This window comes from Clostridium sp. chh4-2 (assembly GCF_002899675.1).
GTDB lineage: Bacteria > Bacillota > Clostridia > Lachnospirales > Lachnospiraceae > CHH4-2.
The window spans coordinates 16,375-31,744 of sequence record NZ_PKUU01000032.1; the positions used below are offsets into that span (position 1 = coordinate 16,375).

The window sequence follows — 15,370 nt, forward strand, 5'->3', positions numbered from 1 at the left end:
CTTCACATACCTCCAGAGCCGCCAAAGTTCCCAGCCCCGGCCTGCTGTGCGGCCTGTTTCCGGGCTTGGGGTTCATGAAATTGTCCACACAATATGACTATGCAGGGCATTAGAGGATGTTAGCGCGCGGAATTTTTCGTTCTGCGGGAAAGAGCCGCTTGTTTGAGCGAAGCGAGTTGCGGTCTTTCCCAAAGGCTTTTAGAAAAATCCCGCACGCTTACTTCCTCTTATGCCCGAATCCGGAATATTGGGCGGACAATTTCATGAACCCCAAGCCCGGAAACAGGCCGCACAGCAGGCCGGGGCTGGGAACTTCCCCCCTCCCGCTCAGAGAAAAAAATTACTGCACATTGACGTGAAAACCCTCTGCGGTCTATAATAAACCCAACAGACAACCCCTGGTACAAAGGAAAGTGAGGAAATATATGATAAAAGAGATGAAGATATCCGAGTTTTATGAAGTGCTTTCGTCCAAAGCCCCGGTCCCCGGCGGCGGCGGCGCCTCTGCCCTTGGAGGAGCCCTTGGTGCAGCTCTTGGCAGCATGGTTGGAAATCTTACGGTCGGGAAAAAACGATATGCGGATGTGGAAGAAGAGGTTCAGGACCTCTTAAAGCAGCTGGAAGCCTTAGGAAAAGACATGATGATATTGGCAGACCGGGATGCGGAAGTGTTCGCCCCGTTGGCTGCTTCCTACGGACTGCCTTCCGAGACGCCAGAGCAAAAGGCTGAAAAAGAGATTGTGCTGGAAAAGAACCTTCTGGCGGCCAGCCTGGTTCCTCTTGAGATCATGGAAAAATCGGTGGAGATCATGGAGATATTGAAAATTCTGGCCGAAAAGGGGAGCCGGATGGCAGTGTCCGATGTGGGCGTGGCTGTTCAGTTTGCCAGAGCAGCACTTTTGGGCGCTGTGATGAATGTGTATATCAATACGAAATCCATGAAAAACAGGGAAAAGGCAGAGGAATTGAACGCCCATGCCGCACAGCTGGTAAAAGCCGGTACGGCAGAGGCAGATAAGATCTACGAAGGGGTGACGAAAACACTTACGAACCGGTAGACTGATAGTGGCGGAGCCCCGTTTTCCAAAGGAGGAAGGACGGAATAAAGAACAAAAGGGCCAGGAACGGCAGAAGCGCATAGCGGATATTCTGAGTTCGTCCGATCACGTATAGAAACGGATAATACTGAAACAGGGCGAAGGGAATCAGATAAGTGCAGATGGTCAGCACCGTTTTTCCGTAGATGCTGACCGGATATTTGCCGTATTCCCTGGCTCCGTCTGTGAAAATATTCATAAACTCCAGTCCTTCCAGCGTAAAAAAGCAGATGGAGGCGTAGATGATGAAGATGCAGGCAAACACTAAAGTGCCGCTCACAATCATCAGGAGTATGGTGAACATTCTGAAAAGAGTCCAGTCCACCTGGCTTTTACGGATTCCAAACAAGAGCATCACAACTGCCTGCAGGAGCCGGCCCATCCGGGTCAGCTCTATTTTATTGCACAAAACCAGAAAAACGGTTCCATGGGGCCGGAGCAGAATGCGGTCAAATTCGCCGTTTCCAATCATGGTATGAAAGGTATCGAATCCCCGGAAAAATGTTTCGGCCAGAGTAAACGCCATCAGGGAGACGGAAAAGCATAAAAGCACCTGTGAATAGGAAAATCCCTCCACCTGATGAAACCTTGCCATCATAAAATAGACGCCCAGGAATACGTTGAAAGAGATTAAAAACTGTCCCAATGTGGTCAGGAAAAAAGACGCTTTATGCTGCATCATGCTTTCCACATGTATGACCAGAAAATGAAAATATAATTTTACGGATTTTATCATATGCTCAGCCTCCCTGTATTATCACACGTTTTAAAGCCTTGGATTCCAGAAAACTGCCGGCAAGAACCAGAACGGCCAGCCAGAAAACCTGAAGGCACAGGCTTTTTATCATAGCTCCACCGGCAAGATCCCCGCTGTAGATCCGAAACGGCACATTCTGCATGGAGGCGAATGGAAGCAGTTCCACCGCCTGCCTGATTCCGTCCGGCAGAAAGGGAAGGGGAATCACGGCACCGCTTAAAAATTCAGACAGGGAAGTTACCATAAGCTTAATTCCCTGCGATGAAATCGTGTAAAAAACGGACATATAAACCAGCATTCCAAAAGCGACCACAACCAGGGTCCCCAGCGCCATGGATAAAAAGAACAGCAGTGTAGTTGAAAGGCTGGCCGGAAGAATCAAACGAAATGGTTTTGGCATCAACAGGGAAAAAAACAGCACCGGAAAACACCGCAGCACCGCTTTTGACAAACGGACCGCAAGTCCCCGGACGAACCACATATGGTACAGCCGGACAGGCCGGCAAAGCTCATAGGCCACATTGCCCGTGGTGATGGAATCAAATAATTCCGATTCCCAGAACCAGGTCATAAAAAGTGCGAGAAATGCCTGCTGAAGCCAGATATAACTGACCAAAGCGGGAAATGTCATGGGAAAATCCCGGCTTCCGCTTTGATAAAAGGCTCTGAAAAGCAGGATCTCCATAAATCCCCAGGTGAACTGGGTTGCCACTCCGGCGGCGGCGGCGGCCCGGTATTGAAGGCCGTTAATAAAACGGATTCGGAAAAATGATAAGTATTTTTTCAAAACTGCACCTCCCGCCTAAATATCGTAATCGCGGTATAGTGCGGCCGCAATTTCGTCGAGTCCGGCATGTTCATAGGGGCTGTGGGATTTCAGATCCTCCAGGTTTCCGTCCAGCAGAAGCTGTCCTTTTCCGATCAGAAGCACCCGTTTGGCAAGGGCCTCAATATCCTGCATATCATGGGTGGTTAAAAGCACGGTGGTATTGTGTTCTTTGTTTAGGCGGATGATAAATTCCCGTACAGCCAGTTTGGATACGGCGTCCAGCCCGATGGTGGGTTCGTCTAAAAACAGGATTTTGGGGGTATGAAGCAAAGAAGCGGCGATCTCGCAGCGCATCCTCTGTCCTAAAGACAGCATTCTGGCCGGAGTTTTGATGAGGGTTTCCAGGGAGAGCAGTTCTGTCAGTTCGTCCAGAGTGTGTTTAAAACTGCTGTCCGGAACCTGGTAGATATCCTTTAGAAGGCAGAACGAGTCGATGATGGGCACGTCCCACCAGAGCTGTGATCTCTGTCCGAAGACAACTCCAATGTCTTTTACATGCTCTCTGCGTTCCTTCCATGGAACCCGTCCGTTGATGAGGCAAGTCCCGGAATCAGGGGTCAGAATCCCGCTGAGAATCTTGATCGTAGAGCTTTTTCCGGCGCCGTTTGGCCCGATATAGCCTACCATCTCCCCTTCCTGAATCGTAAATGAGATGTCGTTCAATGCGTGAATGGTGTCTGCCTGTCTGTGAAATAATGCTTTGACGGCTTGAGAGAAGCCTGCGCTTCTGCGATAGACCTTAAAGGTCTTTTGGATGTGTTCCACTTGAATCATAATTTCCTCCTGGTAGTAATATTTTTACATATCTTGCCAAGCGGTGAGATACCGTGAGCGGTATCTTTCCCCGGCGAAAGAACCGGAGATTCCGTGGTGAGAAAGAACTTTAATATACCACTGCAGGCAACGGTTGTCAATGCTTTTATTATCACTTGATGTATACGGACGGTTTTTCTAAAGGCCGGAGTTATGAAGAATTAGAGGAATGCATTCATATCAGCATTTTAGGATTTGATTTACTGATGCGGATCATTTTTATTCCACGATCCGGCTGATGGATGAGAAAACCCATACCGTGTATAGTGACAAGCTGGGGCTGCGTATGTTATACTTAAACCAACTGGAACATGCCTCAAAAGAGGAATCGGAGCAAGAGGTTTATAAGTGGGCCAAACTGATATCGGCCAAAGATTGGAAGGTGTTGACAGAGATGGCAGAGAATAATGAGTATATGAAGGCGACTGTGGAAGAGATGGAGAAGATCAATTCAGATGAAAGTTTAAGATACCTGTATCTTAAAAAGGAGATGGCTCTGTCGGATGAGACTACCATAAGGAATTATTATACGGGTAAGGGCCGGGAAGAAGGAATTGCAGAAGGAATTGAGGAAGGACAACGTCTCATGCTGCGGTTACTGAAATCCATGATGAAAGACGGAATGGGACAGGCGGAGTTTGACCGTTTGGAAACGGATACAGCGTTTAGGAATGAAATGTTAGAAAAATATAAGGAATAGAGCCAATTCAGCTATTTCTTTTTAATTCGAAGGATGATATGATTACGTTTGTTAGAAAAATATCTTAGGAGGTTGGCCGCCATGCAGGTTTTAAAGGGTGCGCAGGTTTCTGCCGGGATTAAGGAAGAGGTACAGGAACAGTTAAGAGAATTAGGCGGATATGTGCCTAAGTTAGCCATTGTCAGGGTTGGGGAGAACCCGGATGATATGTCGTATGAACGGGGAGCAATGAAGAAGATGGACTCATTTGGTCTTAGAGTTCAGTCCTTTGTATTTGACGGCGGCATCAGCGACAGCCAGTTTAAGACAGAGTTTGCAAAGATCAATGAAGATCCGGATATAGACGGAATTCTTCTGTTAAGACCTCTTCCAAAGCAGATCAAAGAAGAGGATATTGAAAAGATGATCGATCCGAAAAAGGATTTGGACGGCATTTCACCGGTGAATATCGCCAAGGTGTTTGCGGGCGATACCAGCGGATTTGCGCCGTGTACGGCCGAAGCCGTGATCGAGGTGTTGAAAGCTTATGAGGTACCGGTTTCGGGGAAACGGGTGACGATTGTGGGCAGGAGCATGGTGGTTGGAAAACCCCTGGCCATGCTGATGCTAAAGGAGAACGCCACAATCACCGTCTGCCATACAAGGACAAAGGATCTTCCGGGAACCTGCCGGAATGCGGAGATTCTGGTGGCTGCGGCAGGAAAAGCCAGAATGCTGGACGGAAGCTTCGTAGGCCAGGATGCGGTGGTGATCGATGTCGGCATCAATGTGGACGAAGACGGAAGGCTGTGCGGGGACGTGGATTTTGATACGATTCAGGAAAAAGCGTCCATGGCGACACCGGTTCCCGGAGGGGTTGGAGCTGTGACCACTGCCGTTTTAGCAAAACATCTGGTTAGAGCCGCGGCGGCAGAACATTAGGAGCGATTGCCGTTTTGGCCTTGGAGTCAGGCGGCGATTACATATAAATAATTTTTAAGGGAAAGGAATTATGAACTATGAAATTAGGAGCATTAGAAGCAGGCGGAACCAAGATGGTCTGTGCGGTAGGCAATGAAAACGGGGAGATATTCGAGCGTATTTCTATTCCAACAGAAACGCCGGATATTACAATGCCTAAGATCATCGATTATTTTAAGGACAAGGAGATCGAAGCGCTGGGAGTGGGCTGTTTCGGACCGATTGATTTAAACAGAAGTTCGGAAACATATGGCTATATTACCACAACGCCTAAGCTGGCTTGGGCCAATTATAATATCGTGGGTGCGTTAAAAGACGCTCTTCATATTCCGGTCGGTTTCGATACGGATGTAAATGGATCGGCTCTCGGCGAAGCCACCTGGGGAATTACAAGAGGGCTGGAAAACAGCATGTATATCACCATCGGAACGGGAATCGGAGCAGGCGTTATCTCTAACGGCAAACTGCTTCACGGCATGCTTCACCCGGAGGCTGGACATGTTCTTTTGAGAAAACATCCGGATGATACGTATGAGGGAAAATGCCCATATCATAAAACATGTCTGGAAGGTCTGGCCGCAGGCCCGGCGATTGAAGCGCGCTGGGGTAAGAAGGGCGTGGAATTGGCTGATAAAAAAGAAGTTTGGGAGATGGAGGCTTACTACATCGCCCAGGCGCTTGTGGATTATATCGTAATCCTTTCACCGCAGAGAATCGTATTGGGCGGAGGCGTTATGCATCAGGAACAGATGATGCCTCTGGTCCGCCAGCAGGTGAAGGAACAGCTGAATGCTTATATCCGGACAAAAGAGCTGGAGGATTTGGAATCCTATATCGTGCTGCCGAGTCTGGATGACAATCAGGGCATTATGGGAGCTTTAAAATTAGCGCTTGATGAACTGAATCTTTAAAAAATGTATAAAACCTTCTGTACAAGAGAAACTAAGAGCAAACTTGTACAGGAGGTTTTTTAATATGTGGGGAATAATTATCGCGCTGATATCAGGCGCGCTTATGAGCCTTCAGGGCGTATTCAATACGGAAGTGACAAAACAGACAAGCATCTGGGTGTCCGCCGGATGGGTTCAGGTGACCGCTTTTATTATGTGTATTGTGATGTGGTTCTTTTCGGGCAGAGAACCGATTGCCGGGATCTTTGCGGTGAGGCCATGGTACATGCTGGCCGGAGGCATTATGGGTGCGCTGATCACCTATACCGTAATTAAAAGTATGGGAACCTTGGGACCGGCGCAGGCTGCCCTGATTATAGTGGTGGCCCAGATTATTGTCGCCTATGCCATCGAAGTGTTCGGTTTATTCGGCGTGGATAAAGCAGGATTTGAGTGGAAAAAACTGCTGGGAGCGGCGGTGGCAATCGCCGGAATCATTATCTTTAAACGGTAATATTTTAAGAGAAAATGTGCTTGTATTTGATGGGGTATTTAGGTAGAATAATAATATGGCTGAAAGTGGTATCCAATTCAATTTAAGGAGGGATACCATGGAACAAATGAACAGAAAGACAGTACTGGTTGTCATATGCATGCTGGCGGCAGGCATATGCTATAGCTGCAGTGGGAAAAGCGGCCGTGAAGAGGCGTTTTTAGGGACAGCAGTTTTGGAAACGTCCGTTTTTTCGGAGACGGCGGGAGAAACTGCACCGCCTGACTGCTGCTATGTACATATCTGCGGAGAGGTGAACGCTCCGGGGGTGTATGAAGTTTTGGAAGGAAGCCGTATTTTCGAGGTGGTGGAGCTGGCAGGCGGTTATACGGACCGGGCCGCTTCCGATTATCTGAATATGGCGGAAACAGTAAAAGACGGGATGAAATTAATCGTGCCTGCGGTTGGCGAAGAAGCAGAGCTTGAGCCATTTGGCGGGAGCTATGACAAAAAGGTAAATCTGAACACTGCTACAAAGGAAGAACTGATGACTTTGAAAGGGATAGGTGAAGCCAGAGCGGCTGATATTATCAGTTACAGGGACAAACATGGTGAGTTTCAGTCAGTGGAAGACATCATGAAGGTTCCCGGTATTAAGGATGCCGCATTTCAAAAGATAAAGGATGACATAGTTGTATAGGTAAAGAAGAGGTGGATTATGGCAAAAGTATTGGTGGTAGATGATGAGAAATTAATTGTGAAGGGAATCCGTTTTAGTTTGGAACAGGATGGGATGGAAGTTGACTGTGCCTATGACGGCGAAGAGGCGATTAACCTGGCGAAGAAAACGGAATATGATATGGTTTTATTGGATGTGATGCTTCCCCAATACGATGGTTATCAGGTGTGCCAGGCGATCCGCGAATTTTCTGAAATGCCAATTATCATGCTTACCGCAAAGGGTAACGACATGGATAAGATTTTGGGACTGGAGTATGGAGCAGATGATTATATCACGAAACCATTTAACATATTAGAGGTTAAGGCACGGATTAAGGCTATTATGCGCAGAAACTCCAAGAAGAGCAGAAGAGATGCGCAGCAGGAGCGCAAAGTGGTTACCGCAGGCGACTTAAAGCTGGATGTGGAAGGCAGGAGAGTATTTATCGGCGAGAAAGAGATCAATCTGACTGCCAAGGAATTTGACCTGCTGGAGCTTTTGGTGTGCAATCCGAATAAGGTGTACAGCCGTGAGGCACTGCTTTCTTCTGTATGGGGGAATAAAGCCATGGAATCCGGAGATGTGAGAACCGTGGATGTTCATGTCAGAAGGCTGAGGGAGAAGATCGAGCCCAGCCCAAGCGATCCCAAGTACGTTCATACCAAATGGGGTGTGGGGTATTATTTCAGAATTAAATAATTGATCGAGTTGTCGCGCCGGGAGTTTCCGGATTGCGACAACTCCTTTTTGTGGACACAAAGGAGGAAATCAGATGGATTATATGATCAGAACCGTTAAGGAGACTGATTTGGAGGAAGTGACCGCTGTGGAGGCGGCTTGTTTTCCGGCTGCGGAAGCGGCGGACCGGTCTTCTTTTAAACAGAGAATCGAAACATTTCCGGACAGCTTTTTCGTAGCGGAAGAGGAAGGACGGATTATCGGGTTTATCAACGGCTGCGTGACGGATCAGAAGGTGATCTGCGATGAGATGTTTGCGGACAGCGGATATCACGATCCCAAGGGCGCGTATCAGAGCATTTTCGGCCTGGATGTGCTGCCGGAGTACAGGAAGCAGGGAATTGCGGCAGGGCTTATGGAATATTTGATCCAGGATGCCAGGAAACGGGGCAGAAAGGGATTGATTCTCACCTGCAAAGACCGGCTGATTCATTATTATGAAAAGTTTGGCTATAAGAATATGGGTATTTCCGGTTCAACTCATGGCGGAGCGGTCTGGTATGACATGATTCTGGAATTTTAAATCGGATAATCAGGGAGAAGGTAGGCCTATGAAACGAAATCCCCAGGGAAGGCGATGGCACAAACTGGACAACACGGGAAAGATATTTCCCCTTATAGCAAATGAGAATCTGAGCAATGTGTTCCGCATCTCGGTCACATTGAAGGAAGAGGTGAACCCTGATCTCCTGCAGCAGGCGCTGAATGAGGTGCTGCCGTGGTTTGAGGGATTTCAGGTTAAGCTGAAACGCGGTTTTTTCTGGTATTATTTTGAGCATAATAAGAGAACGCCGTATATTGAACGGGAGAGCACTTATCCCTGCCGGTATATTGCACCTAAAAGCAATAATCTGTTTTTATTCCGGGTCAGCTATTATGAAAGACGGATTAATCTGGAAGTTTTTCATGCAATAACGGACGGTATGGGGGCGGTAAACTTTTTAAGGGAGCTTACTTACCGTTATCTTCAGCTGAAACGGGGCGTCAATATGGAAGGCGGAAAGCCCAGCGACGCCTGCATTACAGATGTGGAAGACAGCTATCTGAAAAACTATAAAAAGATGCCCAAAAAGAGGTACAGTTCCAGGGCGGCATATCACCTGGAGGGGGAGTATCTGGCCCAGGGAGCGGAGAACATCATACACGGCTGTGTGAAGCTGGACGAATTGAAAAAGGTCTGCAAGGAAAAAGGGGTCAGCATTACCAAATATCTGGCGGCCTGTCTGATCTGGTCCATCTATGAAGAATATCTGGGAGGACAGCCGGGAAAACAGCATATAGGGGTGAATCTTCCCATCAATCTGAGGGCGTTTTTTGGGTCCACCACCACTTCCAATTTTTTTGCTGTGACAGCCATCGATTTTCATCCGGAAGAGGAGCACGAGCCGTTTGACCGCATCCTGGAAGAGGTCAGCGGACAGATGGATGATAAGATTGTAAAAGAAAAGCTGGAGGAAACCATTTCCTATAATGTTTCCAATGAAAAGAAGTGGTATGTGAGGGTTATTCCGCTGTTTATCAAGTGGCTGGCTCTGGGCTTTATATTCAGGAGAAATGACAGAGCCCATACGATTACCTTGTCCAATATCGGCCCTATAACCGTGGATGAAGAATACCGGGACGAGATCGAACAGTTTCATCTCATCATCGGCGTATCCAAACGGCAGAACGCCAAATGCGGCGTCTGCGCTTATGGGCAGGATGTGATGATTTCCTTTACCAGCGTATTTGAAGACAGCCGTTTGGAGGACCGTTTCTTTGACAAACTGAAGGAAGACGGAATCGGCGTCCAGGTGGAGAGCAACGGAATTGCGAAAAAAGAGTGCGATAAGGGAATGTATCCCCAGATTGAGTACAACCGGAAAAAATGGAAAAAGCTGATCAATCTGTTCTACGCGGTTTTGCTCACTGCGGCCGTGATCGTGGGAGTGGTTAATTATGTTACGTTTTCCGGTTTATGGTGGTCTGGAATCGCCATACCGGGAATTCTGTATGCGGGCCTTACGTTCCGGTATTCCATTTTAAAACATGCCAATCTGGGCAAGTCGGTGATGATACAGACTTTGGGACTTCAGGCTCTGCTTTTTATGATTGACTGGGTTTTAGGGTATCAGGGATGGTCGGTGAATTATGCGATCCCCAGCACCATTCTATTCGCAGATATTGCGGTAGTATTTTTAATATTGGTGAATCAACTGAACTGGCAGAGCTATTTTATGTATCAGATTGCGATCACCATATTCAGTTTTGTTCCAATTATATTGTGGGCGGCAGGCCTTGTGACCAATCCGGTGATGGCCATTATCACGGTGATCCTTTCCGTGCTGATCCTTGCGCTCACGATCCTGCTTGGAGACAGAAGCTTTAAAAATGAATTGATCAGAAGATTTCACTTATAAGAGGATTCGGGTGTCAAAAGGTCTTGCCCCTGACAAACAATTCAGACAATTTACAGGGGCAAGACCTTTTGACACCCGAATCATAGGAGATATAAAAGTAACTGTTACTGAACAATTACAAATAAGAGGTGAATGCGTGCAAGGCACGCAGATGGGAGCGAAGATGAGAGACAAGCGTGTGAGTGTACGCGGGAATCTGATGCGGGATATGATTCACGATGTGATGGAAACTTCACTCAAAAGACCAATTCAGACAGGAGAGTTTCGTAAAAATCCGGTAGAACCGGCCTGGATCTGTCCGGCCGGATATGAGTACGAGATCATAGAGACAAAGAATTTTAAAATGGAGTATTTAAGGCCGGCCAATGTATATACGGGCCGTGTGATTCTGCAGCTTCATGGAGGCGGATATATCGGGCCGATGAAGAACATTTACAGAAAGTTTGCGGTTCAGTATTCAAAGCTGAGTTTTGGAGGGGATGTGCTCACCGTGGATTACCGGGTTGCGCCGGAGCATCCTTATCCGGCCGCATTGGAAGACGCGTATGACGCATATAAGTGGCTGATCCATGAAAAGGGATATCATCCGAAACAGGTGATTGTAGCGGGTGATTCTGCCGGAGGCGGATTGTCTATGGCGCTTTTATTCTATCTGAGGGATCACGGGATCGCCCTTCCGGGGGGAGTGATTCTGATGTCGCCATGGGCGGATGTGACATGCAGTGGGGAAAGCTATGATACAAACTATGAACTGGATCCTTTGTTTGGAAATTCCAGGGAGAGCATGCTGTACAATTCCTCCTATATCGGGAACGCTGATCCGAAAAGCCCCTATCTTTCGCCGGTGTTCGGTGATTTTAAGGGATTTCCGCCCATGCTGTTTCAGGTGGGCAGCTATGAGATGCTTTTAAGTGATACGCTGACCTGCGCCGATCTTGCAAAAAAGGCGGGAGTAAAGCGCAGGCTTTCCGTTTATGAAGGAATGTTTCATGTATTTCAGATGAGTCTTGGGCTTTTTCCGGAGAGCCGGGAGGCCTGGTCGGAAGTGGGGCAGTTTATACAGATTATCTATCAGATCAAGAGAAAGCCCAACGGAAAAGTGGTTAAGAGGGTACGTAATAAAATAAGGGTCGGGAGTATGACAGAGTGAGGAAAATACGATGAAGATAACAGAATTAAGATGCAGTTCCTGTAACGGACCGCTGAAGATTGATGAGGAGAATCCAAATATCGCAGTTTGCGAATACTGTAAATCCAGATACATCATAGAGCAGGAAGAAAATGATAATGTGACCATGAGGGGGCCGGAGCAGACCTGGTATCAGCCGCGGGAACCTCAGCCTAAGAGTGAAGTGAAAAAGACCGGCTGGGAACCATACGGCTGGAAACGGGGCGTGGCCCTTGCAGTGGCGTTTATCGTATGCGTGCTGCTGATGAACGGTAAAGGCATCATGAGAAGAATGGAGATGAACCGGGAGGCCAAAGCAAAGGCCCAGACGGAAGCTGTTACCAAAACGGGAAGCAGCGTAAAGGAAACGGAAAAAGAAGAGATTGTAAAGGTGGAACTGACCGGCGGGCTGGCGGCTTTTGCTGCAGAAGTATTTGGAAAACCGGCGGATCAGGTTACGGAAGAAGAACTTGCGAAAATCGGCTGGTTAGAAGTAAAGAGCACGCTGGATGAAACTAGAATCGGCTACAGTTTTGACAATCCATACAAAAAAGAGGGGGCAGAATTAACCTGGATCTCCTTCCCGGGAGAAGGAAAAAAGGTGGAAACCTCACAGTTTGTCCGTTTTACGGGAGTGAAGAAGCTGAAAATCAATAATTACGTTTCTAAATCGGATTTTGCAGGCCTTGAATTGGAAGGGCTTGGATGTTACAGCGAGGACTTAACTCAGGCGGCAGCATTATTAAAAGATCCCGGAAAATTAAAGGAACTGGAGATAAACGGCGTTATCAAGAGCCTGGAGGGAATCGATTCTTTCACGGATCTGGAAGGTCTCAGCCTTTACGGAAGCCACCTGACGGATCTGACCGAGCTTGTAAAACTGAAAAACTTAAAAGCCCTGAAGCTGGAAAACTGTGACGACGTAACGGATTTCTCTTTCCTTTCGGTTATGACCCAGCTGGAGGATTTATATATCCAGTCAGAGGGAATCCGGGATATCGGATTTGTGGAGGGGATGGCAAATTTAACAAAATTAACAATTTCCCATACCAATGTATTAAACCTCAATGGGCTGAACGGTAAGGAGAGCCTGACTTCCCTGGTGGTAGAGCGGTGTTATGAGATGAAAGACTGCAGCAGTATCTCTGGGCTTGTCAATCTGGAGCAGCTTTCACTGGATATTCCTTACGGGTGTGAAAAACCGGATATGAGCGGTCTTGTAAATCTAAAGTCGCTTACGTTGGGAGGATTTGATTCGACTTCATTTATCAGGAATTTTGGAGCGTTGGAGCAGCTGTCATTGGAGGGCTGTGGAATTGATGATCCGGGTGCATTTGCAGGCCTTGTCAATCTGAAAGAGCTGAAATGTTCACGTGTGTACGGGGATACGGCTGGATGGAAATTTGCGTCTCAGCTGCCGGCTCTTACAAAACTGGATTTGACCGGAATGTCTACCTATGAAGACGTGTCGGGACTGTTTGGGATTCCAACGCTGGATACCCTCATCTTAAATGGCATGGAGTGTGAAATTAACTTTGATAAGCTGGCTGCCAACCCGGCGTTAAAACGTCTGGAATTAAACGGAGTTAAACTGTATAAAAATGTTAAAATTAGCGGCGGCGGCGGAATCACTTACGTGGATTACGATAAAGTGACTTTAGACGAGCATACGGACTTTATCGCTGCATATACCGGCCTGGAAACCGTCAGCATAACCGGAAATAAGCTGACGCAGATTAATTTTGCGGCATCTCTACCGGAATTGAAAACCCTTGATATCAGCGATAATTACATAACCGACTTAAAACCTCTGGAACTCCTTAATAAGCTGGAAACCGTCAACTGCACAGGAGATCCGATTTCAAATTATCAGGTTCTCAGTGAATCGGTTACGGTAATTAAATAGGCAAGGGGTACGGAATGAAAATTACACTTGTAACAGTTGGTAAAATCAAAGAAAAATTTTTCGCAGACGCCATTGATGAATACAGCAAACGGTTGAGCCGGTACTGCAAACTGGAGATCATTCAGGTGGCGGACGAAAAAACGCCGGATAATGCCAGCGAAACGGTTGAAACCCAGATCAAAGACAAGGAAGGAGAGCGGATTCTGGCTCAGATCAGGGACGGTTCCTATGTAATCGCCCTTGCTATCGAGGGCCAGATGCTCACTTCGGAAAAACTGGCGGAAAAGATCGACGGCCTGGGCGTGTCCGGAGTGAGCCAGATTGTATTTGTGATCGGCGGATCTTTGGGCCTGTCAAAACATGTGCTGGCCCGGGCGGATTATCTGCTCAGCTTTTCAAAAATGACATTTCCTCATCAGCTGATGCGGGTGATTCTGCTGGAGCAGATTTACCGGAGTTGGAGGATTATAAAGAAGGAACCGTATCATAAGTAACAGAGAGAAGTATGAGAGACAGGAGTTTTAGAAGCAGCCTTGATTTGGGGGACGGAATATCTTATAATTTAATAAGAGAGTAACGAGGAGGTGGACAGCTATGATGTATCCATATATGACATTGGCGGATGAAACAGAGATTGTACATTCTCAGTTGATTGAAGAAAATGGAAAACAGAAAGTGATTGTACATTTTGAAAGGCCCACAGAAGATGGATTTGATTCAGCCAGATGTGAATTGCCTGATTATAAATGGATATTGAGAGATGGTTACTCAGATGAGGAAATAGCAATGTTTGAACAGCTTTTAAGAAGTAATGCTCATTTGCTGTATAAATATGCTATAAGTGGAGGAATACAGATTGCCTAATTTATTTACAGTAAGTGGATATAAAGTTTATTTCTGGTCAAATGAAAATGGCGAGCCAATTCATGTACACATAGCAAAAGGCAGACCAAGTCCTAATGGGACGAAATTATGGCTGACGAAATCAGGAGGCTGTATTGTAGCCAATAATGGAAGTCATATTCCTCAAAAGGAGCTAAATGAGTTAATGGAGTTTGTCTCTGCCCAGTTCTTTTTAATTTGTGCTGAATGGAAAAAATTCTTTGTTGTAGATGATATAAAGTTTTACTGCTAGAATGGATTATTAGAAAACTCGTTTATCTGAGTTAGGAACTGTGATCATATTTATTAACATAAAAAACTGGCTATTGATTAAAAATCAGTAGTCAGTTTTTTATTAGATTTAATAAAGCTGTAAAACAGCCCGTAAACGGAAACGGCACCATTTCTTGTCCTTCTCATACAATGGTAGTGAGTAATATATATTGCTCACCATTAAATTGAGAGCAAGAGGTGTTAAGTTATGACAAATAATGACCTTGATTGTAAGTTAAAGAATTGCTGTGGCGGAGGATGCGGCTGTGGTGCCGGACACTGCTGTAACTGTCCTATAAATCCATTGCCGGCCATACCGGATGATGTCTTCGCTTCATTCAACAACTACGCATTAGCGCCTAAGGACGGCACTCTCCTTCCCATGAATACGGCTGTTGAAGATCCAACCGGGCAGATAACCAGCGCCGATGGGGAGCGGGTTACCCTTGCAGCAGGATATTATCTGGTATCTTACCAGGTATCCGGCCTTTTTGAAAATCCGGGCTATTTTCAAATCACTCCATTTTACAATAATGCCCCGTTTATCATCAACGGTATCTACTTTATGATAGGGAACTGGAGCGGTGGAGGACGGTTCAGCGGCAGCGGCTCCGCAAACTTCATCATCTACGCCCCTTCCGAAACCAGGTTTTCATTGACCTATAACAGTATTGCTACGGTTACAGAAGTTCAGACAACGATAACATTTCTGAAGCTGAGGCGGCCGGTGTGATATCTTCCTTG

The 15,370-nt window shown here is 46.7% G+C and carries 17 protein-coding genes and 1 pseudogene; 15 read left to right on the forward strand and 3 right to left on the reverse strand.

Annotated elements, in window-relative coordinates; all coding sequences use genetic code 11:
- The first annotated feature begins 425 nt into the window (after positions 1 to 425).
- The gene (locus tag C0033_RS24285; RefSeq protein WP_103230435.1) at positions 426 to 1,058 is read left to right on the forward strand and encodes a cyclodeaminase/cyclohydrolase family protein; all 633 of its coding nucleotides are present in this window, start codon (positions 426 to 428) and stop codon (positions 1,056 to 1,058) included.
- Here C0033_RS24285 and C0033_RS24290 read toward each other — a convergent pair.
- The 3 genes from C0033_RS24290 to C0033_RS24300 are packed head-to-tail and all read right to left on the reverse strand — an operon-like array spanning position 1,045 to position 3,457.
- Positions 1,045 to 1,833, reverse strand: a complete 789-nt coding sequence (locus tag C0033_RS24290) for an ABC-2 family transporter protein (RefSeq protein ID WP_103230436.1) — start codon at positions 1,831 to 1,833, stop codon at positions 1,045 to 1,047. The genes C0033_RS24285 and C0033_RS24290 overlap by 14 nt on opposite strands.
- A gap of 4 nt (positions 1,834 to 1,837) precedes the next feature.
- Complete coding sequence (locus C0033_RS24295) at positions 1,838 to 2,641, reverse strand: ABC transporter permease (protein ID WP_103230437.1); 804 nt, start codon at positions 2,639 to 2,641, stop codon at positions 1,838 to 1,840.
- Positions 2,642 to 2,656: 15 nt separating this feature from the next.
- Positions 2,657 to 3,457 carry an ATP-binding cassette domain-containing protein gene (locus C0033_RS24300; protein ID WP_103230438.1) on the reverse strand — a complete coding sequence of 267 codons (801 nt, stop codon included), beginning with the start codon at positions 3,455 to 3,457 and terminating at the stop codon, positions 2,657 to 2,659.
- 262 nt (positions 3,458 to 3,719) lie between these two features.
- On the opposite strand from C0033_RS24300, the pseudogene C0033_RS24305 reads away from it, so the two are divergent.
- The 14 genes and pseudogenes from C0033_RS24305 to C0033_RS24370 all read left to right on the forward strand — a co-directional run.
- Positions 3,720 to 4,196 (forward strand): annotated as a pseudogene (locus C0033_RS24305) (PD-(D/E)XK nuclease family transposase); the annotation flags it as partial.
- Positions 4,197 to 4,277: 81 nt separating this feature from the next.
- Positions 4,278 to 5,117, forward strand: a complete 840-nt coding sequence (locus C0033_RS24310; protein WP_103230440.1) for a bifunctional 5,10-methylenetetrahydrofolate dehydrogenase/5,10-methenyltetrahydrofolate cyclohydrolase — start codon at positions 4,278 to 4,280, stop codon at positions 5,115 to 5,117.
- Positions 5,118 to 5,194: 77 nt separating this feature from the next.
- Positions 5,195 to 6,067, forward strand: coding sequence for an ROK family protein (locus C0033_RS24315; protein ID WP_103230441.1), 873 nt, complete (start codon positions 5,195 to 5,197; stop codon positions 6,065 to 6,067).
- A gap of 64 nt (positions 6,068 to 6,131) precedes the next feature.
- A complete protein-coding gene (locus C0033_RS24320; protein ID WP_103230442.1) occupies positions 6,132 to 6,560 on the forward strand; it encodes a DMT family transporter in 429 nt (142 codons plus the stop codon).
- A gap of 97 nt (positions 6,561 to 6,657) precedes the next feature.
- Entirely contained in the window at positions 6,658 to 7,239 is a 582-nt protein-coding gene (locus tag C0033_RS24325; protein WP_103230443.1) for a helix-hairpin-helix domain-containing protein, read from the forward strand.
- Positions 7,240 to 7,257: 18 nt separating this feature from the next.
- The gene (locus tag C0033_RS24330) at positions 7,258 to 7,959 is read left to right on the forward strand and encodes a response regulator transcription factor (RefSeq protein WP_103230444.1); all 702 of its coding nucleotides are present in this window, start codon (positions 7,258 to 7,260) and stop codon (positions 7,957 to 7,959) included.
- 73 nt (positions 7,960 to 8,032) lie between these two features.
- Positions 8,033 to 8,521, forward strand: coding sequence for a GNAT family N-acetyltransferase (locus C0033_RS24335; RefSeq protein ID WP_103230445.1), 489 nt, complete (start codon positions 8,033 to 8,035; stop codon positions 8,519 to 8,521).
- Positions 8,522 to 8,549: 28 nt separating this feature from the next.
- A complete protein-coding gene (locus C0033_RS24340; RefSeq protein WP_103230446.1) occupies positions 8,550 to 10,397 on the forward strand; it encodes a DUF6320 domain-containing protein in 1,848 nt (615 codons plus the stop codon).
- A gap of 151 nt (positions 10,398 to 10,548) precedes the next feature.
- Positions 10,549 to 11,547, forward strand: coding sequence for an alpha/beta hydrolase (locus C0033_RS24345; protein WP_347501220.1), 999 nt, complete (start codon positions 10,549 to 10,551; stop codon positions 11,545 to 11,547).
- A gap of 10 nt (positions 11,548 to 11,557) precedes the next feature.
- Positions 11,558 to 13,471 (forward strand): leucine-rich repeat domain-containing protein, encoded by a 1,914-nt coding sequence (locus C0033_RS24350; RefSeq protein WP_103230447.1) that lies wholly within the window; start codon positions 11,558 to 11,560, stop codon positions 13,469 to 13,471.
- A 14-nt stretch (positions 13,472 to 13,485) separates the two neighbouring features.
- Positions 13,486 to 13,965, forward strand: coding sequence for a 23S rRNA (pseudouridine(1915)-N(3))-methyltransferase RlmH (rlmH, locus tag C0033_RS24355; RefSeq protein ID WP_103230448.1), 480 nt, complete (start codon positions 13,486 to 13,488; stop codon positions 13,963 to 13,965).
- 100 nt (positions 13,966 to 14,065) lie between these two features.
- Positions 14,066 to 14,335 carry a hypothetical protein gene (locus C0033_RS24360; protein ID WP_103230449.1) on the forward strand — a complete coding sequence of 90 codons (270 nt, stop codon included), beginning with the start codon at positions 14,066 to 14,068 and terminating at the stop codon, positions 14,333 to 14,335.
- Positions 14,328 to 14,606 carry a DUF4160 domain-containing protein gene (locus C0033_RS24365; RefSeq protein ID WP_103230450.1) on the forward strand — a complete coding sequence of 93 codons (279 nt, stop codon included), beginning with the start codon at positions 14,328 to 14,330 and terminating at the stop codon, positions 14,604 to 14,606. Before C0033_RS24360 ends, C0033_RS24365 begins: the two co-directional genes overlap by 8 nt.
- 228 nt (positions 14,607 to 14,834) lie before the next feature.
- Positions 14,835 to 15,359, forward strand: a complete 525-nt coding sequence (locus C0033_RS24370; RefSeq protein ID WP_103230451.1) for a hypothetical protein — start codon at positions 14,835 to 14,837, stop codon at positions 15,357 to 15,359.
- The last annotated feature ends 11 nt before the right edge of the window (positions 15,360 to 15,370 follow it).